The organism is Streptomyces sp. NPDC004126, from assembly GCF_050275515.1.
GTDB lineage: Bacteria > Actinomycetota > Actinomycetes > Streptomycetales > Streptomycetaceae > Streptomyces.
Genome location: NZ_JBNNPF010000065.1, coordinates 1 through 20,679, shown reverse-complemented (window position 1 = coordinate 20,679; position 20,679 = coordinate 1). Strand labels below are relative to the sequence as shown.

General features: G+C 71.9%; 13 protein-coding genes, 1 tRNA gene and 1 rRNA gene. 5 read left to right on the top strand and 10 right to left on the bottom strand.

What is annotated here, in order from left to right; all coding sequences use genetic code 11:
* Window positions 1-155 precede the first annotated feature (155 nt).
* The 3 genes from ACQKM2_RS36030 to ACQKM2_RS36020 all read left to right on the top strand — a co-directional run bounded on the left by ACQKM2_RS36030 (window position 156) and on the right by ACQKM2_RS36020 (window position 2,799).
* Window positions 156-872, top strand: a complete 717-nt coding sequence (locus ACQKM2_RS36030; protein ID WP_427717257.1) for a hypothetical protein — start codon at window positions 156-158, stop codon at window positions 870-872.
* A 311-nt stretch (window positions 873-1,183) separates the two neighbouring features.
* Window positions 1,184-1,996 (top strand): Fpg/Nei family DNA glycosylase, encoded by an 813-nt coding sequence (locus ACQKM2_RS36025; protein ID WP_427717255.1) that lies wholly within the window; start codon window positions 1,184-1,186, stop codon window positions 1,994-1,996.
* A 32-nt stretch (window positions 1,997-2,028) separates the two neighbouring features.
* A complete protein-coding gene (locus tag ACQKM2_RS36020) occupies window positions 2,029-2,799 on the top strand; it encodes an SDR family NAD(P)-dependent oxidoreductase (RefSeq protein ID WP_427717254.1) in 771 nt (256 codons plus the stop codon).
* Between the two features lie 393 nt (window positions 2,800-3,192).
* Here ACQKM2_RS36020 and ACQKM2_RS36015 read toward each other — a convergent pair whose 3' ends face one another.
* From ACQKM2_RS36015 to ACQKM2_RS35980, 8 genes are all read right to left on the bottom strand, one after another.
* Entirely contained in the window at window positions 3,193-3,573 is a 381-nt protein-coding gene (locus ACQKM2_RS36015; protein WP_007266936.1) for a helix-turn-helix domain-containing protein, read from the bottom strand.
* A 109-nt stretch (window positions 3,574-3,682) separates the two neighbouring features.
* Window positions 3,683-4,183, bottom strand: a complete 501-nt coding sequence (locus ACQKM2_RS36010) for a CinA family protein (protein ID WP_427717252.1) — start codon at window positions 4,181-4,183, stop codon at window positions 3,683-3,685.
* Between the two features lie 65 nt (window positions 4,184-4,248).
* Window positions 4,249-4,905 carry a CDP-diacylglycerol--glycerol-3-phosphate 3-phosphatidyltransferase gene (pgsA, locus tag ACQKM2_RS36005; protein WP_362469340.1) on the bottom strand — a complete coding sequence of 219 codons (657 nt, stop codon included), beginning with the start codon at window positions 4,903-4,905 and terminating at the stop codon, window positions 4,249-4,251.
* Window positions 4,902-6,404, bottom strand: coding sequence for a 30S ribosomal protein S12 methylthiotransferase RimO (gene rimO / locus ACQKM2_RS36000; RefSeq protein WP_427717251.1), 1,503 nt, complete (start codon window positions 6,402-6,404; stop codon window positions 4,902-4,904). The genes pgsA and rimO overlap by 4 nt, the downstream gene beginning before the upstream one ends.
* A 125-nt stretch (window positions 6,405-6,529) precedes the next feature.
* Window positions 6,530-7,465 (bottom strand): RodZ domain-containing protein, encoded by a 936-nt coding sequence (locus ACQKM2_RS35995; protein WP_427717249.1) that lies wholly within the window; start codon window positions 7,463-7,465, stop codon window positions 6,530-6,532.
* Between the two features lie 316 nt (window positions 7,466-7,781).
* Window positions 7,782-10,565: a DNA translocase FtsK gene (locus ACQKM2_RS35990; protein WP_427717247.1), complete on the bottom strand. Its 2,784-nt coding sequence runs from the start codon at window positions 10,563-10,565 to the stop codon at window positions 7,782-7,784.
* A 169-nt stretch (window positions 10,566-10,734) separates the two neighbouring features.
* Entirely contained in the window at window positions 10,735-11,415 is a 681-nt protein-coding gene (locus tag ACQKM2_RS35985; RefSeq protein WP_125818620.1) for a response regulator, read from the bottom strand.
* Between the two features lie 235 nt (window positions 11,416-11,650).
* Window positions 11,651-17,158, bottom strand: a complete 5,508-nt coding sequence (locus tag ACQKM2_RS35980) for a HAMP domain-containing protein (protein WP_427717245.1) — start codon at window positions 17,156-17,158, stop codon at window positions 11,651-11,653.
* Between the two features lie 167 nt (window positions 17,159-17,325).
* On the opposite strand from ACQKM2_RS35980, the gene ACQKM2_RS35975 reads away from it, so the two are divergent.
* Together ACQKM2_RS35975 and ACQKM2_RS35970 are read left to right on the top strand one after the other, a co-directional pair.
* The gene (locus ACQKM2_RS35975; RefSeq protein WP_427717243.1) at window positions 17,326-19,908 is read left to right on the top strand and encodes a SpoIIE family protein phosphatase; all 2,583 of its coding nucleotides are present in this window, start codon (window positions 17,326-17,328) and stop codon (window positions 19,906-19,908) included.
* A 66-nt stretch (window positions 19,909-19,974) separates the two neighbouring features.
* Window positions 19,975-20,463: a hypothetical protein gene (locus ACQKM2_RS35970; protein ID WP_427717242.1), complete on the top strand. Its 489-nt coding sequence runs from the start codon at window positions 19,975-19,977 to the stop codon at window positions 20,461-20,463.
* Window positions 20,464-20,505: 42 nt separating this feature from the next.
* Here the strand turns inward: ACQKM2_RS35970 and ACQKM2_RS35965 are convergent.
* Window positions 20,506-20,581: transfer RNA gene (locus tag ACQKM2_RS35965), tRNA-Thr, on the bottom strand.
* Window positions 20,582-20,586: 5 nt separating this feature from the next.
* Window positions 20,587-20,679: ribosomal RNA gene (rrf, locus tag ACQKM2_RS35960) — 5S ribosomal RNA — on the bottom strand; the annotation flags it as partial.

Sequence of the window (20,679 nt, the reverse complement as noted above, 5' to 3'; positions counted from 1 at the left end):
TCTCGACCCGGACACGTATGTCTTGGGCATGTCACGAAACTGCTGCCAGCCGCTCCACAGGGGCTCCCGGGCTGGCCCGGACGCTTATCCGTGGCTTATCAAAGGTGATCACAGGCACCGCGCTCGGCGGTGCCCCGTCATGGGGGACAAGAACAGTGAGCACCAACAGCATGCGCAGGACCACCCTCGTCGCGGCCGGCCTCGCCGTCGCCGGCACCCTCGTCCTGACCGGCTGCAAGGACGGCATCGAGGAGACCCCGGCCGCTCCGACCGCGCCCTCCTCCGCCCCGTCCGCCGGCGCCTCGGCCCAGCCGGTCGCCCCGGCCGCGCCCAGCTCCTCGGCGGGCGGCTACGACGGCTCGGCGGGCGCCTCCGCCGCCCCGGGCGGTGCCGCCGGCGGCGCCGTGGCCAAGTCCGGCCAGTCCTTCAAGATCGGCGAGGCGGCCACCGTGCCGTTCAGCTACGGCAGCAACAAGGGCGGCCAGCTCGCCATCACGGTCACCGGCATCGACGCGGGCAACCCGGCCGACCTGGCCTCCCTGAACATCGCGGACAAGGTGAAGGGCAAGACCCCCTTCTACATCCGCTACACGGTCAAGAACACCGGCAACACGGACCTGTCCTTCGCCTCCGTCGGCCACATGAAGGGCCTGCTCGACGGCGGCAGCGAGTCCGACGTCGTGCTGATCGCGGGCAAGTTCGAGAAGTGCCCGAGCGAGTCGCTGCCGAAGGGCTTCACCAACGGCCAGTCGCAGAACTCCTGCGCCGTGGCCCTGGCCCCGACCGGTACCAAGGTCTCCGGCGCCCTCTACTGGGGCGACCCGTACAACAACCTTTCCTCCCCGCAGCAGAAGGGCCTGACCTGGAAGTGACGAGCGGCCCACGCGGCCCTCGCCCCTCCTGATCCGCGAACCCCCTGTGGCGGCCACCCCGCCCAGGGGGTTCCGCGCCTCCCCGGCCGAGATCCACGCCCCCCTCCCGGCCCACACCCCCGGACGAGGCCCACGACGCCCGCCAACGCCCCGGAACGGCGTCCGCAACACCCCGCCGACCCACGCCCCCGGACGGCATCCGCCACACACCCCGCCTGCCCCGCCCCCGGACGCCGTCCACGACACCCCGCCCGGCCCGTGCCCCGGCGGCGTACGCGCGGCCCCGCACCCCCGGCCACGACAATGGCCCCATGCCCGAAGGAGACAGCGTCCACCGCGCGGCGGCCCGGCTGCACGCAGCCCTCGCGGGCAGCCCGCTCACCCACGCCGACCTGCGCGTCCCCCGCTTCGCCACCGCCGACCTCACCGGCCGCACCGTCCTCGACGTCACCCCGCGCGGCAAGCACCTCCTCACCCGCCTGGAAGGCGGCCTCACCCTCCACAGCCACCTCGGCATGGACGGCGCCTGGAGGCTCTTCGCCCCCGGCGAGAAGTGGCGCGGCGGACCCTCCCACGAGATCCGGGCCGTCCTGTCCACCGCCGGCGCCACCGCCGTCGGCTACCGGCTCCCCGTACTGGAACTGCTGCGCACCGCCGACGAGGCCCGGGCCGTGGGCCACCTGGGCCCCGACCTGCTGGGCCCCGACTGGGACGGGGCCCGGGCCGCCGCCAACCTCCTGGCCGACCCCGGCCGGCCCCTCGGCGAGGCCCTGCTCGACCAGCGCAACCTCGCGGGCATCGGCAACATCTACAAGTGCGAGCTCTGCTTCCTCGCCCAGGTCACCCCCTGGACGCCGGTCGCCGCGCTCCCCGACCCCGCCACGACCCTCCTCCGCGTCGCGGCCGCCGCCCAGCGCCTGCTGGCGGCGAACACCGGGCACGGCGGTGCCCGCAACACCACCGGCAGCCGCCGCCCCGGCCGGGAGCTCTTCGTCTACGGCCGCGCCCACCGCCCCTGCCTGCGCTGCGGCACCCCCGTCCGCGAGGCCCCGCAGGACGGCCGGCCCACGTACTGGTGCCCCCGCTGCCAGTCCGGCCCGGTCCCGGAGCGCCCCACCAGTTGACGACCCGTCAGATCCGCTCGTACGGTCCTGGCATGCCCACACCGATCGCCTCGTACGACCTCACCGGCCGCACCGCGCTCGTCACCGGAGCCGCCGGCGGCATAGGCCGCGCCACCGCCGTCCTCCTCGCCCGGGCCGGAGCCGCCGTCCACTGCGCGGACCGCGACGAACGGGGCCTGGCCGAGACCGCCGCCCTGATCGCCGAGGACGGCGGATCCGCCACCGCCCACCCGCTCGACGTCACCGACCGGGCCGCGCTGCGGGCCGCCGTCACCGCGGCGGGACCGCTCGACATCGCGGCCGCCATCGCCGGGGTCATGCACACCAGCAGCGTCCTGGACACCACCGACGAGGACCTCGACCGGATCCTCGACGTCAACTTCAAGGGCGTGCTGCGCACCTGCCAGGAGGCCGTCCGCGCGATGGTCTCCGCCGGCCGCCCCGGCTCGGTCGTCACCATGGCCTCCGGCGCCGTGGACGCCGCCCAGCCCGGCCTGCTCTGCTACAGCGCCTCCAAGGCCGCCGTGGTCCAGCTCACCAAGACCCTCGCCACCGAGAGCGGCCCGCACGGGATCCGCGTCAACGCCGTCGCCCCCGGATGGATCCGCACCCCCATGACCGGCCGCCACGGCCCCGAGGTCCAGCAGCAGACGGAGGCCGCCATGGTCCGCATGTCCCCGCTGGGCCGGGTCGGCGAGCCCGAGGACATCGCCCAGGCCGTGCTCTACCTGGCCTCGGACGCCTCGTCCTTCATGACGGGCCAGATCCTGCGCCCGAACGGCGGAGTGTCGATGCCCTGGTAGCCCCGGCCCGGGACCGCTCCCGGCCGGCCCCGCGCACAGGCTCCGGCACGCAGTGCACCGGCAGGAGCCCCAGGCCCCAGCCGCCGAGCACCAGCGCGCCCTCCACGGGGCCCGCCCCGGCCGGCGCCAGCGCCAGCCGCAGCACGGCCCACCACCACAGCGCCGCCACGGCCAGGGCCAAGGGCGCCGTCACAGGTATGCGCAGTAACCACCGCACGGCGACCTCCCGGAGGGCCGGTTCCCGGACGGGCCCATCCTCCCGCACCCTCCGCGCCACCGCACCCAGAACGTCGCCCGGCAGCCCCGTGAGGCCCTCGGAACGGCAAGGAGCCCCGACCGGTGCTCACACACCGACCGGGGCTCCCGCCACGCTCACATGCCCAACGGCAATGCTCAAGCGGCTACGACGTTCACCGCTTCCACGGGTGCCTTGATGGTCACCCGCTCGGGTCCGCCCGTGACCGAGGCCACGGAGACCGAATTGAGCATCGGGCGCACCGGTGCCGGCACCGGTTCGCTTGCGGCGGCCGACTGCGCGAGCTCCGCCAGCGACAGCTCGTCACTGACTTCGCGCATCAGCTCGGACATCCGTACGTCCAGCGCGTCGCAGATCGCGGAGAGCAGCTCGGAGGATGCCTCCTTCTGCCCCCGCTCCACCTCGGAGAGATAGCCGAGCGAAACTCGGGCGGACGAGGAGACTTCGCGCAGAGTACGGCCCTGGCGCTGGCGCTGCCGACGCAGCACGTCACCCAGCAGGCGACGGAGCAGAATCATCGGTGGCTCCCTCCTCTGACCGTGTAGCCGTAACCTTCACGCCCCACCGTACCGCCTCGCGCCGCGGCCGTGCGGGGAGCGATGTCGTGTTCACTCAGGGCTGCAAACATCAAATCCCCCCGTTCTGTTCCGTATCCTGCCCCCGCAGATTCTCGCGGAGTTCGCTCGAGAGGAGTTCGAGCACTGTCCGTACACTCTCCCTACGGATTTCCGCACGGGAGCCGTTCAACCACAGCCGGGCCGTTTTCCTGCCCCCCGGGCCCGCCACGGCGACGAAAACGGTGCCCACGGGCTGCCCGTCCTGGGGGTCCGGGCCGGCCACTCCGGTCGTCGCGATCCCCCACGAGGCGCCCAGCACCCGCCGCACACCGGCGGCCATCTCCTCGGCGACCTGCGCGTTCACCGCGCCTTCGGCCGCCAGCAGCTCCGCGTCCACTCCCAGGACGCGGTGCTTGAGTTCAGTGGCGTACGCCGTGACCGAACCGCGGAAGGCACGCGAGGCCCCCGGCACGGCCGTCAGCTCGGAAGCCACCATTCCGCCAGTCAGGGACTCCGCGACCGCGAGCGTCTGGTCACTCTCCGCGAGCAGCCGCAGCACGTCTTCGGCCACCCCTGCCGCCCCCGCGGCACCTTCCGCCGCTTCCGCGGCCTCCGGCGCGTCCCCCGCCCCGTGTGTCACTTCGCGGCCCGCTCCTCCGCCAGACCGGCCCGGCGCAGCACCACGGCCTGCCGGATGTAATCCAAACCGGTGACGACGGTCAGCACGACGGCGACGGCCATCACCCAGAACCGCAGGGTCGCCAGCGGCCCGGTCAGCGCGAGCACGTACATGCCCACCGCCGTGCCCTGGGCCAGGGTCTTCAGCTTGCCGCCCCGGCTGGCCGGGATCACCCCGTACCGGATCACCCAGAACCGCATCAGCGTGATGCCGAGCTCGCGCCCGAGGATCACCCCGGTCACCCACCAGGGCAGGTCGCCGAGCCAGGAGAGACACACGAGCGCCGACCCCATGATCGCCTTGTCGGCGATGGGGTCGGCGATCTTCCCGAAGTCCGTGACCAGGTTGTACGTCCTGGCCAGGTGGCCGTCGAAGACGTCCGTGATCATGGCGACGGCGAAGGCCGCCCAGGCCAGCGCCCGCCAGACGGGGTCGTAGCCCCCGTCGGCGAGCAGCAGCAGGACGAATCCCGGCACGAGGACGAGCCGGATCATCGTCAGGATGTTGGCGATGTTCCAGAGGCTGGCCTGGTTGACGGCCGCAGTCCCGAGCTTCGCGCCGGGCGTGGGCCGGCGGCCGGTCCCGCCCGCCGCCGATGCCGGGACTCCGGTCATCCGGCCGCCTCCTCGAGTTCCACGCCCAGGGGCTCGGCGACGAGGTCGACGCCCAGGGTCCCGACCACCTTGGCGGTCACGATACGCCCGGGGACCAGGCCCGCGCCGTCGGTGAAGACGACCTGGCCGTCGGTCTCGGGGGCCTGGTGGGCGGCGCGCCCGTAGGCGCCCTCGCCCTCCTCCGCCTCGTCGAGCGGGACGACCGTCTCGACGAGCACCTCCAGGGTCTCGCCGATCCGCTCCTCCGCGCGCTGGGAGGTGAGCTCCTCGGCGAGCCGCTGCATGTGCGCGAGCCGCTCGGCGATGGTGTCCTCGTCCAGCTTGTCCTCGTAGCCGGCGGCCTCGGTGCCGTCCTCGTCGGAGTAGCCGAAGACGCCGATGGCGTCGAGGCGCGCGTTCGTGAGGAACCGCTCCAGCTCGGCGAAGTCCGACTCCTTCTCGCCGGGGAAGCCGACGATGAAGTTGGACCGGACGCCGGCCTGCGGGGCCTTGGAGCGGATGGTGTCCAGCAGCTCCAGGAAGCGGTCGGTGTCGCCGAAGCGGCGCATGGCGCGCAGCACGTCGGGGGCCGAGTGCTGGAAGGACAGGTCGAAGTACGGGACGACCTTGGGGGTCGAGGTGAGGACGTCGATCAGACCGGGCCGCATCTCGGCGGGCTGCAGGTAGCTGACGCGGACGCGCTCGATGCCGTCGACGGCGGCCAGCTCGGGCAGCAGGGTCTCCAGCAGGCGGATGTCGCCCAGGTCCTTGCCGTACGAGGTGTTGTTCTCGGAGACCAGCATGACCTCCTTGACGCCCTGCTCGGCGAGCCAGCGCGTCTCGCCCAGCACGTCGCTGGGGCGGCGGGAGATGAAGGAGCCGCGGAAGGACGGGATGGCGCAGAAGGAGCAGCGCCGGTCACAGCCGGAGGCGAGCTTCACGGAGGCCACCGGGCTCTTGTCCAGGCGGCGGCGCAGCGGCGCGCGCGGCCCGGAGGCGGGCGCGAGCCCGTCCGGCAGGTCGGCGGGGGCCGGGGCGGGCTCCTCGGCGGCCTGGGCGTGGCCGGGCAGCGCCACGTCGGCGCTCTGCCGCTCGGCCGGGCTGATCGGCAGCAGCTTGCGCCGGTCGCGCGGGGTGTGCGCCTCGACGCTGCCGCCGTTGAGGATGGTCTGCAGGCGGTTGGAGATGTCGGCGTAGTCGTCGAAGCCGAGGACTCCGTCGGCCTCGGGGAGCGCTTCGGCGAGTTCCTTGCCGTAGCGCTCGGCCATACAGCCGACGGCGACGACGGCCTGGGTCTTGCCGTGATCCTTGAGATCGTTGGCTTCCAGCAGGGCGTCTACGGAGTCCTTCTTGGCGGCTTCGACGAAGCCACAGGTGTTGACGACGGCTACGTCCGCGTCGGCGGCATCCTCGACGAGCTCCCAGCCATCCGCCGCCAAGCGGCCTGCGAGCTCCTCCGAGTCCACCTCGTTACGGGCGCAGCCAAGAGTGACAAGGGCGACGGTACGGCGTTCGGGCATGGACTCAAGACTACTTCGTCCCGGCGCCCACCCCCGCCCCAAGTCCCCCCACGACAAGATCCCCGGGGCCGGCGGCGGCCGCCGCGCGGGATCCCGGGGATCTGGAATTTCTTATTCCGTGCTGGTCAGCCCGCCTGGGCCTGGCCCTGGCGCGGGTCGTCCCTGGTGTAGGTGAGACGTTCGACCTGTCCCGACTCGAACCGCTCCTTGATCTCCTTGCCGTTCACGAACAGCTTGACGGCCCCGGCGTCACCGAGGACCAGGTCCACGGACTCCTTGTCCGTGAAGGTCTTCGACTCGCCCTGTTCGAGGGTGCCGTCGAACAGGAGCCGGCCGCTGTGGTCCTTCGCCGAGATCCAGCTCTCGCCGGCGTCCGCCGTCAGGACCACGGTGACGAGGTCCTTGGGGGCCGCGGCGATGGCGCTGTCCGAGGGCTCGGGCTTGGGAGCCTTGGGCGCCTGCGGGGTCGGGGCGGCGGGCTGCTTGCCCGCGGTCTGCTTGGGCGCGGGCTTCGGCGAGACGGAGCCTTCCGCCACCGGCCGCTTGGACTGCTCGTCGCCGCCGCCGAAGGCGGTGAAGCCGACGAAACCGATCACCGCGACGATGGCGGCGACCATGGCGGCGGTCCAGTTGGGCCGCTGCCGCTCGGGGCGGAGCCGCTCGGCCTCGAACATCGGCGCGGCGGGGGTGGGCGCGGGCCGGCCGCCGTGGGCCGCGTCGTAGCGCTCGACCAGGGGTACCGGGTCGAGGTGGACGGCGCGGGCGAGGGTGCGGATGTGGCCACGGGCGTAGACGTCGCCGCCGCACCGCGTGAAGTCGTCCTCTTCGATCCCGTGCACGATCGGGATGCGCACCCGGGTGGTGGAACTGACCTCGTCGACGGTGAGCCCGGCGGCGATCCGGGCCTTCTTCAGGACCGTCCCGATGGACGGCTCTTCGACGGAGCGCTCGACGATGCGGTCCTCGGACCGGGCGTCGGACCGGTCCTCGGACCGGTCCTCGGACCGGGCGTCGGTCGAAGGCCGCTCTTCTTCGGGGGAGTTGGAGTTGCCGATGGACACAAGGGCGCCTTTCGAGCGTGTAGCCACCTGCTGGATGTCCAGTCTAGGGGGGTGACGAAAGGGTGGGGCAACCGGAGGGTCCGCTTCCTACGCCATCCGAATGGCGCCGGGAACGGCCCCGGTGCCCCCCTCAACTTGACGCACGCCCAAGGGAAACGGTTGCCGCCGGATCAGGTGACGATCCGGCCACGATCCCCATCGGTCGGGTGAGGCTGCCGGACCCCCGTTCTAGTGGGCCGCCCGGGGCTCCCGGGGATTCCGCTTCCTCCGGGACCCGGGTGTCGCCGGGGGTTCCCGGAGCCCTCGCGGACACCCCCTACGGGGCCTCCTCGCCGCGGATCACGGCGAGCACCCCGTCGAGTTCGTCGGGCTTGACCAGCACGTCGCGCGCCTTGGACCCCTCGCTCGGCCCGACGACCCCGCGGGACTCCATCAGGTCCATGAGCCGGCCCGCCTTGGCGAAGCCGACCCGCAGCTTGCGCTGGAGCATCGAGGTGGAGCCGAACTGGGTGGAGACCACCAGCTCCGCCGCCTGGCACAGCAGGTCCAGGTCGTCGCCGATCTCCTCGTCGATCTCCTTCTTCTGCTTCTGCCCGACCGTGACGTCGTCCCGGAAGACCGGGGTCATCTGGTCCTTGCAGTGCTGGACGATCCCGCCGATCTCCTCCTCGGTGACGAAGGCGCCCTGGAGGCGGACCGGCTTGTTCGCGCCCATCGGCAGGAACAGTCCGTCACCCTTGCCGATCAGCTTCTCCGCGCCCGGCTGGTCCAGGATGACCCGGCTGTCGGCCAGGGAGGAGGTCGCGAACGCCAGCCGCGAGGGCACGTTCGCCTTGATCAGACCGGTCACCACATCCACCGAGGGCCGCTGGGTGGCCAGCACCAGGTGGATGCCGGCCGCGCGGGCCAGCTGGGTGATGCGGACGATCGAGTCCTCGACGTCACGCGGGGCCACCATCATCAGGTCCGCCAGCTCGTCGACGATCACCAGCAGGTACGGGTAGGGGCTGAGCTCGCGCTCGCTGCCCGGCGGCAGCTTGATCTTGCCGTCCCGGATCGCCCGGTTGAAGTCGTCGATGTGCCGGTAGCCGAAGGCGGCCAGGTCGTCGTAGCGCAGGTCCATCTCGCGCACGACCCACTGGAGGGCCTCGGCGGCCCGCTTGGGGTTGGTGATGATCGGCGTGATCAGGTGCGGGATGCCCTCGTAGGCGGTCAGCTCGACCCGCTTGGGGTCGACCAGCACCATCCGGACGTCCTCCGGGGTGGCCCGCACCATGATCGAGGTGATCAGGCAGTTGATGCAGGAGGACTTGCCGGAGCCGGTGGCGCCCGCGACGAGCACGTGCGGCATCTTCGCGAGGTTGGCCATGACGTAGCCGCCCTCGACGTCCTTGCCCAGCGCGACCAGCATCGGGTGGTCGTCCTCGGCGGCGTCCGCGAGGCGCAGCACGTCGCCCAGGTTGACCATCTCGCGGTCGGTGTTCGGGATCTCGATGCCGACGGCGGACTTGCCCGGGATCGGGCTGATGATCCGCACGTCGGGCGAGGCCACGGCGTACGCGATGTTCTTCGCCAGCGCCGTGATCCGCTCGACCTTCACGGCGGCGCCGAGCGTCACCTCGTACCGGGTGACCGTCGGACCCCGGGTGAAGCCGGTGACCTGCGCGTCCACCTTGAACTCGGTGAACACGTTCGTCAGCGCCGCCACCACCGTGTCGTTGGCGGCGCTGCGGGTCTTGCCCGGCCCGCCCTTCTCCAGCAGCTCCAGCGAGGGCAGTGCGTACGTGATGTCCCCGCGCAGCTGGAGCTGTTCGGCCCGCGGCGGCAGCGGCTGGGCCGCCGGCGGGGTCTTCGTCAGGTCCGGCACCGAAAGCGTCCCGGAGACCGCGGCGGTCCGCTCGTGCGGGGCGTCGCCCGGCCCCTCGGCCGGAGCCGGGGCCGGGGCGGGCGCCTGGGCGGGGACGGGCCGCTCCTCGCGCGCGGGCGGCACCGGAGCGGTGATCTCCGCCCCCTCCTCCCGGGCGGAGATGCCCTGGGTGAGATCGGCGACCAGCGGGTTCGGCGGCAGCCCCCCGTAGACCACCCCGTCCAGCGCGGCCGCCGCCGCGGCGGCGACGTCGACGGCGTCCGGTTCGCGCCCGCCCGGCCGCGCGGCGCTCCGCCGGGGCCTGCGCCGCCGCGCCAGGGCCTCTTCCTCGGCCTCGTCCACCGTGCCGCCGGCGCGGGCCTGCCACTGCTCGGCGTCATGACGGTCCTGCCGGCCCGGCCGCCCGGCGCCCTCGTGCGGCTCCCCGTACCCCTCGTCGTACTCGTTGGGCTGGATCACCCCGAGCCGGATCCCGGCGCGGCGCAGCCGCTGCGGGATCGCCGCGACCGGGGTGGCGGTGACCACCAGCAGCCCGAAGACCGTCAGCAGCACCAGCATGGGCACGGCCAGCGGCGCCCCCATGGTGAAGATCAGCGGCTTGGAGGCGGCCCAGCCGATCAGCCCGCCCGCGTTCTGCATGGCGGTGGTGCCCTCGTCCCGGCCGGGTGCCCCGCAGGCGATGTGCACCAGCCCGAGGACGCCGATGACCAGGGCGGACAGGCCGATGCCGATGCGCCCGTTGGCGTCGGTCTGCTCGGGGTGGCGGATGAAACGTGCCGCCATGACGCCCAGCAGGATCGGCACGAGCAGGTCCAGGCGCCCGAAGGCCCCGGTGACCAGCATCGTGACCAGGTCCCCGACGGGCCCGCTCAGGTTCGACCAGGTGCCGGCGGCGACGATCAGCGCGAGGCCGAGCAGCAGCAGCGCCACACCGTCCTTGCGGTGGGCCGGGTCCAGGTTCTTCGCGCCCCTGCCGATCCCGCGGAACAGCCCGCCGACGGCGTGCGCGAGACCGAGCCAGCACCAGCGGACCAGCCGCACCACTCCCCCGCTCTGCGACGGCGCCGGCTTCGCGGCGGCCTTCTTCGCCGGGGGGCGCTTGGCCGCGGCGGCCTTCTTCGCGGGGGGCTTACGCGGGGCCGTCTTCTTCGTCGGCGCCGTCGTACGGCCGGTGCGGCCCTTCGCGGTGCCCGCCGTGCTCTGGGAACCCTTGCCGGACGTACTTGAGGCCATGGGGCCGAGGTTACCTGTGCGCACGCCGGTGGACACGCGTGCCCACCCCTTCACCCGTTCGTGTCGCCCCGCCCGTAAGCGCCTTGACGCCGTGACAGAACTGACGGGCACCCAGCCGCCTTGCCGGGCGGGCCGCTCCGCCGTCGCGCGGCGGGGCGGCCCGGCTGTCTCAGCCCTGCGCCGGCAGGACGGCCGCTCCCCCGCTGGCGCCCGGCTCCAGCGCGTCGAGCGCCCGCCGCAGCCCGGTCAGCTTCCGCTCCAGGTGCGCGGCCGTGGCGACCACCCCGGCGTCCGCCGAGTCCTCGCCGAGCTGCTTCGTCAGCGCCTCGGCCTGTTCCTCGACCGCGGCCAGCCGCGCGGACAGCTCGGCCAGCAGCCCGGCCGTCTCCCGGCCGCCGTCGCCGTTGGTGCCGCCGCCCTCCAGCTGGAGGCGCAGCAGGGCCGCCTGCTCCCGCAGCTGGCAGTTCTTGGTGTACAGCTCGACGAACACCGAGACCTTGGCGCGCAGCACCCACGGGTCGAACGGCTTCGAGATGTAGTCCACCGCGCCCGCCGCGTAACCGCGGAAGGTGTGGTGCGGACCGTGGTTGATCGCGGTGAGGAAGATGATCGGGATGTCCCGGGTCCGCTCGCGCCGCTTGATGTGCGCGGCCGTTTCGAATCCGTCCATGCCCGGCATCTGGACATCCAGCAGGATGACCGCGAAATCGTCCGTGAGCAGCGCTTTGAGCGCTTCCTCCCCCGACGACGCCCGGACCAGTGTCTGATCGAGCGCGGAGAGGATGGCCTCCAGCGCCAGCAGATTCTCCGGCCGGTCGTCGACCAGGAGGATCTTGGCCTTCTGCACCATGCCCTGTCCTCCTCGCCCCGGCATGGGGCCTCCCCGGCTCCTGGCTCCGGCATGCGCGCCGGGCCCCGCCCCAGAGGACGGCATCCTTGAGCCGTCCGTCCTTGTGCCGGTCATCGTAGCCCCAGTCCCGAGATCGCCACACCCTGTCACCAAGATGTCACTGTGCCCGAAGCGGAAACGCGGGGGGAGACCCGAAGGTTCCCCTCCCGGTCCCCGCCCGCGGCCCGCCCTCCGATCAGTTTCCGCGCATGTGCTGTTCCATGACCGTCAGCAGGTAATCCGGCTCGACCGGCTTGGTGACGTAGTCCGAGGCCCCCGAATCGATGGCCTTCTCCCGGTCGCCCTTCATCGCCTTCGCCGTCAGCGCGATGATCGGCAGCCCCGCGAACTGAGGCATCCGCCGGATCGCCGAGGTCGTCGCGTACCCGTCCATCTCCGGCATCATGATGTCCATCAGCACGACCGACACGTCGTCGTTCTGCTCCAGGACCTCGATGCCCTCCCGGCCGTTCTCCGCGTACAGCACCGCCAGCCCGTGCTGCTCCAGCACGCTCGTCAGCGCGAACACGTTCCGCACGTCGTCGTCCACGATCAGCACCCGCTCACCGTGGAAGTCGTACGTCCGCGGCGGCGCCGGCAGCGGCTCCTCCACCCCCCACGCGTCACCGCCCTCCGGCTGCCCCGGCACCTCCGTGCGCGGCAGCGGACCGGCCGCCGACTGCTTGCGCCGGCGCCGGAACAGCGCCGAGGAGCCCTGCCCGGGCGCCTCCGCCGCCGGCAGCGCCTGCCGCGGCGGCACCGCCCCCAGCGGCACGGGCGGCTGCACCGGGAGCGGCTGCACCGCCACCGGCTCCTCCTCGGCCGCCCTGCGGTACTCCCCGCGCGCCCCGCCGGGCGTCGGCGGCGCGTACCCCTGCGGCGGCAGCTCGCTCGGGTGCAGCGGCAGGTACAGCGTGAACGTCGACCCCCGGCCGGGCTCGCTCGCCGCGTGGATCTCCCCGCCCAGCAGCCGGGCGATCTCCCGGCTGATCGACAGCCCCAGGCCCGTGCCCCCGTACTTGCGGCTGGTGGTGCCGTCGGCCTGCTTGAACGCCTCGAAGATCACCAGCATCTTGCTCGCCGCGATCCCGATCCCGGTGTCCGTCACGGAGAAGGCGATCAGGTCGGCGTCCGCGTCCCGCAGCGACCCCGCCTCCAGCAGCTGCTCCCGGATCGCCGTCGGCACGTCGGCCCCGGCGGGCCGGATCACCAGCTCCACGGCCCCGTTGTCGGTGAACTTCACCGCGTTCGACAGCAGGTTGCGCAGCACCTGCAGCAGCCGCTGCTCGTCCGTGTGCAGGGTCGCCGGCAGCTCCGGCGAGACCCGCACCGAGAAGTCCAGCCCCTTCTCCGCCGTCAGCGGCCGGAAGGTCGCCTCCACGTAGTCCACCAGCTGCACCAGCGCGATCCGCGTCGGCGAGACGTCCATCTTGCCCGCCTCGACCTTCGACAGGTCCAGGATGTCGTTGATCAGCTGCAGCAGGTCCGAACCCGCGCCGTGGATCGTCTCCGCGAACTCCACCTGCTTCGGCGACAGGTTCTCGTCCGCGTTGTCCGCGAGCAGCTTCGCCAGGATCAGCAGCGAGTTCAGCGGGGTCCGCAGCTCGTGCGACATGTTCGCGAGGAACTCGCTCTTGTACCGCATCGAGACCGCGAGCTGCTCGGCGCGCTCCTCCAGGACCTGCCGGGCCTCCTCGATCTCGGTGTTCTTCACCTCGATGTCCCGGTTCTGCTGGGCCAGCAGCTCGGCCTTCTCCTCCAGCTCGGCGTTGGCCGCCTGGAGCGCCTTCTGCCGGTTCTCCAGCTCGTCGGAACGCTCGCGCAGCTGCTCGGTCATCTCCTGCGACTGCTTGAGCAGCATCTCCGTCTTGGAGTTCACGGAGATGGTGTTGACGCTCGTACCGATCATCTCGGCGATCTGGCTCAGGAAGTCCTTCTGGATCTGCGTGAACCCCGTGAACGACGCCAGCTCGATGACGCCGAGCACCTTCCCCTCGAACAGCACCGGCAGCACGATCACGTGCGCCGGCGGCGCCTCGCCCAGCCCCGAGGAGATCTTCAGGTACCCGGGCGGGGTGTTCTCCACCAGGATCGTCCGCTTCTCCTCGGCGACCGTCCCGATCAGCCCCTCGCCGGGCCGGAAGGAGATGGGCATCTGGCCGCCCGCGTACGCGTAACTCCCGCGCATCCGCAGCTCGTACGAACCCTCCGCGCCGCCGTCCGTCCCGATCTCGGAAGTCCCGCCGGCCGGCACGGCGAGGAAGAAGGCCCCGTGCTGCGCCGAGACCACCGGGGTCAGCTCGCTCATGATCAGCACGGCCACGTCGTCCAGGTCCCGGCGGCCCTGCATCAGGGCCGAGATCCGGGCGAGGTTGCCCTTGAGCCAGTCCTGCTCCTTGTTGGCCAGGGTGGTGTCGCGCAGGTTCACGATCATCGTGTTGATGTTGTCCTGGAGCACCTGGATCTCGCCCGCCGCGTCCACGTCGACCTTCAGGCTCAGGTCGCCGCGGGTCACCGCCGTGGCCACGGCCGCGATGGCACGGACCTGCCGGGTGAGGTTGCCGGCCATCTCGTTCACGGACTCGGTCAGGTCCCGCCAGGTGCCGTCCACGTCCCGCACCCGGGCCTGGCCGCCGAGGATGCCCTCGGTACCCACCTCGCGCGCCACCCGCGTCACCTGGTCGGCGAAGGACGACAGCTGGTCGACCATCGTGTTGATGGTCGTCTTCAGCTCCAGGATCTCCCCGCGGGCATCGATGTCGATCTTCTTGGTCAGGTCGCCCTTGGCGATGGCGGTCGTGACCATGGCGATCTGCCGCACCTGCCCGGTCAGGTTGGACGCCATGAAGTTCACCGAGTCGGTGAGGTCCTTCCACGTCCCCGAGACGCCCGGGACGTGCGCCTGCCCGCCGAGCCGGCCCTCCGTACCCACCTCACGGGCCACGCGCGTGACCTCGTCCGCGAACGAGGACAGGGTCTTCACCATCGTGTTGACGGTGTCGGCGAGCTGCGCGACCTCGCCGCGCGCCTCGACGGTGACCTTCTTCGTCAGGTCGCCGTTGGCGACGGCCGCCGAGACCTGGGCGATCCCGCGGACCTGCGCCGTCAGGTTCCCGGCCATCGTGTTGACGTTGTCGCTGAGGTCCTTCCAGATGCCGGTGACCCCGCGGACCCGGGCCTGACCGCCCAGGATTCCCTCGGTACCCACCTCGCGCGCCACCCGCGTCACCTGCTCCGCGAAGGACGACAGCTGGTCGACCATCGTGTTCACGGTGGTGACCAGTTCGAGGATCTCGCCCTTGGCGTCCACCGTGATCTTCTTCGAGAGGTCGCCCATGGCCACGGCCGTGGTCACCTCGGCGATGTTGCGCACCTGCGAGGTCAGGTTGTTCGCCATGAAGTTGACGGACTGGGTGAGGTCCTTCCACGTGCCGGAGACGCCCTTGACCTCCGCCTGCCCGCCGAGGATGCCCTCGGTACCCACCTCACGGGCCACCCGGGTCACCTGCTCCGCGAAGTTCGACAGCTGGTCGACCATCGTGTTGAGGGTGTTCTTCAGCTCCAGGATCTCGCCCCGGGCGTCCACGTCGATCTTCTGCGACAGGTCGCCCCGCGCCACCGCCGTCGCGACCTGCGCGATGTTGCGCACCTGCGAAGTCAGGTTCCCGGCCATGCCGTTCACCGAATCCGTCAGGTCCCGCCACACACCGGCCACACCGGGGACCTGCGCCTGGCCCCCGAGGCGGCCCTCGGTACCCACGTCCCGGGCCACCCGGGTCACCTGCTCCGCGAAGGCCGAGAGCTGGTCGACCATCGTGTTGATGGTGTTCTTCAGCTCCAGGATCTCGCCCCGGGCGTCCACGTCGATCTTCTGCGACAGGTCGCCCCGCGCCACCGCCGTCGTCACCTGGGCGATCTGACGCACCTGCGAAGTCAGGTTCCCCGCCATGAAGTTGACGGAGTCAGTGAGCTCCTTCCAGGTGCCGGAGACCCCCTCCACCCGGGCCTGGCCGCCGAGCCGGCCCTCCGTGCCCACGTCCCGCGCCATCCGCGTGACCTGGTCGGCGAACGAGGACAGCTGGTCGACCATCGTGTTCACGGTGTTCTTCAGCTGGAGCATCTCACCGGAGACGTCCACCGTGACCTTCTGCGACAGGTCGCCGTTCGCGACCGCCGTGGTCACCTGGGCGATGTTGCGGACCTGCCCGGTGAGGTTGCGGAAGGCGGTGTTCACCGAGTCGGTGAGGTCCTTCCACGTACCCGCCGCACCCGGCACCTGCGCCTGACCGCCCAGCTCGCCCTCGACGCCGACCTCACGGGCCACCCGCGTCACCTCGGAACCGAAGGACTGGAGCTGGTCCACCATCGTGTTGACGGTGTTCTTCAGCTCCAGCATCTCGCCGGCCACGTCGACCGTGACCTTCTGCGACAGGTCACCGTTGGCCACGGCGGTCGTCACCTGGGCGATGTCCCGCACCTGCGTGGTCAGGTTGCGGAAGACCGTGTTCACCGAGTCGGTGAGGTCCTTCCACGTACCCGCCGCACCCGGCACCTGCGCCTGACCGCCGAGGAGGCCCTTCGCACCGACCTCGCTGGCCACGCGCGTGACCTCGTCCGCGAAGGTCCGCAGCGTCTCCGTCATCTGATTGATCGTTTCGGCCAGCTGCGCGACCTCGCCCCGCGCGCTGACCCGCACCTTCTGCGACAGGTCACCGTTCGCGACGGCCGTCGTGACCTGCGCGATCCCGCGCACCTGCGCCGTCAGGTTCCCCGCCATCGTGTTGACGGAGTCGGTCAGGTCCTTCCACACGCCGGCGACGCCGGGCACCTTCGCCTGGCCGCCCAGCTCGCCCTCCGTACCCACCTCGCGGGCGACGCGCGTCACCTCGGAGGAGAACGAGGACAGCTGGTCCACCATCGTGTTCACGGTGTTCTTCAGCTGGAGCATCTCGCCGGCCACGTGCACCGTGACCTTGCGCGACAGATCGCCCTTGGCGACCGCCGTCGTGACGAGGGCGATGTCACGCACCTGAGCGGTGAGCCGGTACGCCATCGTGTTGACGGAGTCGGTCAGGTCCTTCCAAGAACCAGACATTCCGCGCACCTGGGCCTGACCGCCCAGCTTGCCCTCGGTACCGACCTCCAGCGCCACCCGCGTCACCTCGTCGGTGAACGCCGACAGCTGGTCGACCAGGTTGTTGACCGTACGGCCGACCTTCAGGAACTCCCCGCGCAGCGGATGCCCCACCCCGTCCGGAGCCGGCGTCCGCAGGTCCATCCGCTGGTCCAGGTCGCCCTCGGCCACCGCCGACAGCACCCGGCCCACCTCGGACACCGGCCGCGCGAGATCGTCCACCAGCTGGTTCGACGCGTCGATCGCGGCCGCCCAGGACCCCTCGCAGGCCCCCGTCTCCAGCCGCTCGCTCAGCTTGCCCTCACGCCCCACCATCCGCCGGACCCGGGACAGCTCACCGGTCAGGTGCAGATTGCGGTCGGCGACCTCGTTGTAGACGGCGGCGATCTCCGCCATCACGCCTTCGCCGGACACCGTCAGCCGCTTGCGGAAGTTCCCGTCCCGCATCGACACCAGGGCCGTGAGCAGGCGGTTCAGAGCGGCGGTGTCGACTTCCGTGGTCCCGTTCCGCCGGGACCGCCCTCCCTTGGGCCGCGTTCCCGTACGCCGCACCGCTGCGCCAGACTCCACCGTGTCCCTCCCGAAAGGGTCGACCTCTGTTCCACCGGACACCGGCTGTCCAAGAGCCGGCTCTCCAAGCCTGCCCAGTGTTTCACCCTGGCCGAACCCGGCGATAACACTTCGGCACCATCGCACACCGGCCGCACCCTGCGGGTGGAATCCGGTACGACGGCCTCATGGCGACCGCGAAGGTAAGTAACCTGGCATCCGATGTCCAACCGCGTCGAAGGAGACTTGTGATCACGGCACGGGCGGCTGCCAGTTTCGACCCTCAAGGGCGGTCGGTCGCCGCCGCCCGCGCGTTCGTGCGCGACACGCTGCAGGGCTGGGGCTTCGCGGACATCGTCGACGACGCGGTCGTACTGACCAGCGAGCTCGTCACCAACGCCGTGGTCCACGCCGGAACCAGGGCCGAGGTCCTGTGCCTGCGCGCCGAGGACGGCGTACGCGTCGAGATCGCCGACCGCTACCCCGAGCGCGAGCTGCCCCTGCGCCACCCCGGCGAGCGCCCGTACGCCGACCCCGACCGCGAGAGCGGCCGCGGGCTCATGCTCTGCGCCGCCCTCGCCACCCGCTGGGGCGTCGAGTACACCGCCACCCACAAGCACGTGTGGTTCCGCCTCGACCTCCCGGACCGGCCGGTCGGTACCCGCTCCGCCGGCCCCGTCGTACCGGACCAGTTCCTGCCCCTGGCCGAGAGCCGGGTCCGCGTCGCCGTCCTCCAGATCGACGCCGGCGACGCCATCTCCGCGTGGAACGACGACGCCGAGCACATCTTCGGCTACCCCGCCGAGAAGGCCGTCGGCCGCCCCCTCGCCGAGATCGCCGCCTGGCCCCAGACCCCGGGCACCGGCACCGGCGTCGCCGAGGCCCTGCGCCTGTCCCGCTGGGAGGGCAGCTACGGCGTCCGCGGCGCCGACGGCCGCGTCATCCCCGTCTACGCCTCCCACCTGCGGGTCCGCGACGCCCACGGCGAGCCCTCCATCGTCTGCCTCCTCGTCCACGACGACGAGCGGGCCCTGCTCCAGACCCCCGTACGCGGCCCCTCCTCCGACGGCCAGCACAGCGAGCCGCGGCCCGCCGACCCCTTCGAGGTCTTCATCGGCTCACCCGCCCCCGACGACCTCGACGGACTGCTGCAACGCACCGTCGAACGGGCCCGCGACATGCTCGACGCCGACGCCGCCTTCCTGCTGCTGGCCACCGACGACGAGACCGAGCTGGAGGTCCGGGCGACCACCGGCCTGCCCTCGACCCGCCAGCGCTTCGCCCGCGTCCCCGTCGAGGCCGGCACCAGCCGCTACGGATCGGCCCGCCTGCCCGCCGTCCACGACGACCTCGCCGTCGTCCCCGGAGCCGTACCGCTCCTGGAGTCCACCGGCATGCGCTCCGTCGTCACCGTCCCCCTCAAGGTCGAGGGCCGCCTCACCGGCTCCCTCGGCGTCGCCGCCGAAGGCCCGGGCCGCTACACGAACGAGGAGGCCCTGCGCCTCCAGTTCGCCGCCGACCGCATCGCCCTCGCCGTCGAGTCCGCCCGCCTCGGCGAGCTGGAACGGCTGCGCCGCGGCTCCCTTTCCTTCCTCGTCGAGGCCTCCGACCTGCTCGCCGGCACCCTCGACCGGGACCAGACCCTGGCCCTCATGGCCCAGATGACCGTCCCCACGCTCGCCACCTGGTGCGCCGTCTACACCATCGCCGACCAGGCCTCGGACCCCTACCTCGCCTACGTCCTGCACGAGGACGAGGAGCGCATCGACGGCCTGAAGGCCCTGCTGTCCCGCGTGGACCCGCCCGAGCCGGTCCGCGAGGCCGGCGCCCGCCCCTGGCCCGCGACGGCCGTCGCGGTCGGCGGCGAGACGGTCGTCCTGCCCCTCCTCGCCCGCAACCGGGTGATCGGCATGCTGACCCTCGGCAAGCCCAGCGAGGAGCACTTCCGCCAGGAGATCCTCGAACTCGCCGACGACCTCTCCCGCCGCGCGGCCCTGGCCCTGGACAACGCACGCCTCTACTCCGAGCGCACCGCCATCAGCCGCTCCCTCCAGCGCAGCCTCCTGCCGCCCGGCTCCCCCGCGATCCCCGGCATGGAGGTCGAGGTCATCTACCGCGCCGCCGGCGAGGGCAACGAGGTCGGCGGCGACTTCTACGACGTCTTCCCGATCCGCGACGGCGCGTACGGCTTCGCCATCGGCGACGTCTGCGGTACGGGCCCCGAGGCGGCCGCCGTCACCGGCCTGGCCCGCCACGCCCTGCGCCTCCTGGCCCGCGAGGGCCTCGGCGGGCCGGCGGTCCTGGAACGCCTGAACGCGGCGATCCTCGACGAGGGCGCCCGCAGCCGCTTCCTCACCCTCCTCTACGGGGAACTGCACCCGCAGCCCGACGGCGGCGCCCTGATGAAGGTCGTCTGCGCCGGCCACCCCCTCCCGCTGCGGCTGCGCCCGGACGGCGAGGTCACGCCGGCCGCGGAGCCGCAGCCGCTGCTGGGTGTGATCGACGACCTCGACCTCTACGAACAGACCATGACCCTCGACCCGGGTGACGTCCTGCTGTGCGTCACGGACGGCGTCACCGAGCGCCGCGAGGGCACCCGGATGCTCGGCGACGACGGCCTCGCGGAGGTCCTCACCACCTGCACCGGCCTCACCGCTGGCGCGGTCGCCTCCCGCGTCCTGCGCGCGGTGGAACGCTTCGCGGCCGAACCGGCCTCGGACGACATGGCCATCCTGGCCTTCCGCGTCCCGGAACAGCGCACGGGCGACTGAGCCCTGAGCCGTCCCCGGGGGGCCGCCCCCTGTCGTTCCGGCGGACCGTGTGGTCGACTCCGGCGCGTGAATATCCTTCTTGCTGTTCTCACCAGCGCGGTCGCCGTCGGCGGCACGCTGATCGGCTCTTGGAGCACGTACCTGTTCCAGCGGCGCACTGCCGAACGAGCCGAGGCGGTGAACCGAGCGGAACGGCTCCGGCAGGAGCAGCTGGCAGCCTTCAGCACGTACGCCGCCGCCGTCACCGAACTCAAACGCGGGCTGATCACTCTGTGGTTCCGCCGCCAGCGGGCCCTGCGGGACCAGGACACGCGCGAGGAGCTCCAGGCCGCCCAACTGGACAGCGACCGCCTCGGAGCAGCTGCCGAGGCCGCCGCCTTCCGGCTGCGCCTCGTCACTGACGACGCCGGCCTGCATCCGCTGATGACCGCGATATCGGCCCACCTCGGGGCCATCTCCCATGCCGCTGACCGCCAGGCGGTCATGGCGATCGAGGCCCGGTTCGAGGAAGCGGTCACCGCCTTCATCGAGGCGGCGGCGACACGGGTCCGGTAAAAACAAAAAAGGCCCCCGCCAAATGGCGGGGGCCTTTTCACTTGGAGCCCTTTAACGGAATCGAACCGTTGACCTTCTCCTTACCATGGAGACGCTCTACCGACTGAGCTAAAAGGGCGGGTTGTTCGGCGGCGTCCTACTCTCCCACAGGGTCCCCCCTGCAGTACCATCGGCGCTGAAAGGCTTAGCTTCCGGGTTCGGAATGTAACCGGGCGT

Excerpts from the sequence above, each read along its gene's own strand:
- ACQKM2_RS36025 (WP_427717255.1), top strand. The coding sequence starts at position 1,184 with ATGCCCGAAGGAGACAGCGTCCACCGCGCGGCGGCCCGGCTGCACGCA.
- ACQKM2_RS36020 (WP_427717254.1), top strand. The coding sequence starts at position 2,029 with ATGCCCACACCGATCGCCTCGTACGACCTCACCGGCCGCACCGCGCTC.
- ACQKM2_RS36015 (WP_007266936.1), bottom strand. The coding sequence starts at position 3,573 with ATGATTCTGCTCCGTCGCCTGCTGGGTGACGTGCTGCGTCGGCAGCGC.
- pgsA (WP_362469340.1), bottom strand. The coding sequence starts at position 4,905 with ATGACCGGAGTCCCGGCATCGGCGGCGGGCGGGACCGGCCGCCGGCCC.
- rimO (WP_427717251.1), bottom strand. The coding sequence starts at position 6,404 with ATGCCCGAACGCCGTACCGTCGCCCTTGTCACTCTTGGCTGCGCCCGT.
- ACQKM2_RS35990 (WP_427717247.1), bottom strand. The coding sequence starts at position 10,565 with ATGGCCTCAAGTACGTCCGGCAAGGGTTCCCAGAGCACGGCGGGCACC.
- ACQKM2_RS35985 (WP_125818620.1), bottom strand. The coding sequence starts at position 11,415 with ATGGTGCAGAAGGCCAAGATCCTCCTGGTCGACGACCGGCCGGAGAAT.
- ACQKM2_RS35975 (WP_427717243.1), top strand. The coding sequence starts at position 17,326 with ATGGCGACCGCGAAGGTAAGTAACCTGGCATCCGATGTCCAACCGCGT.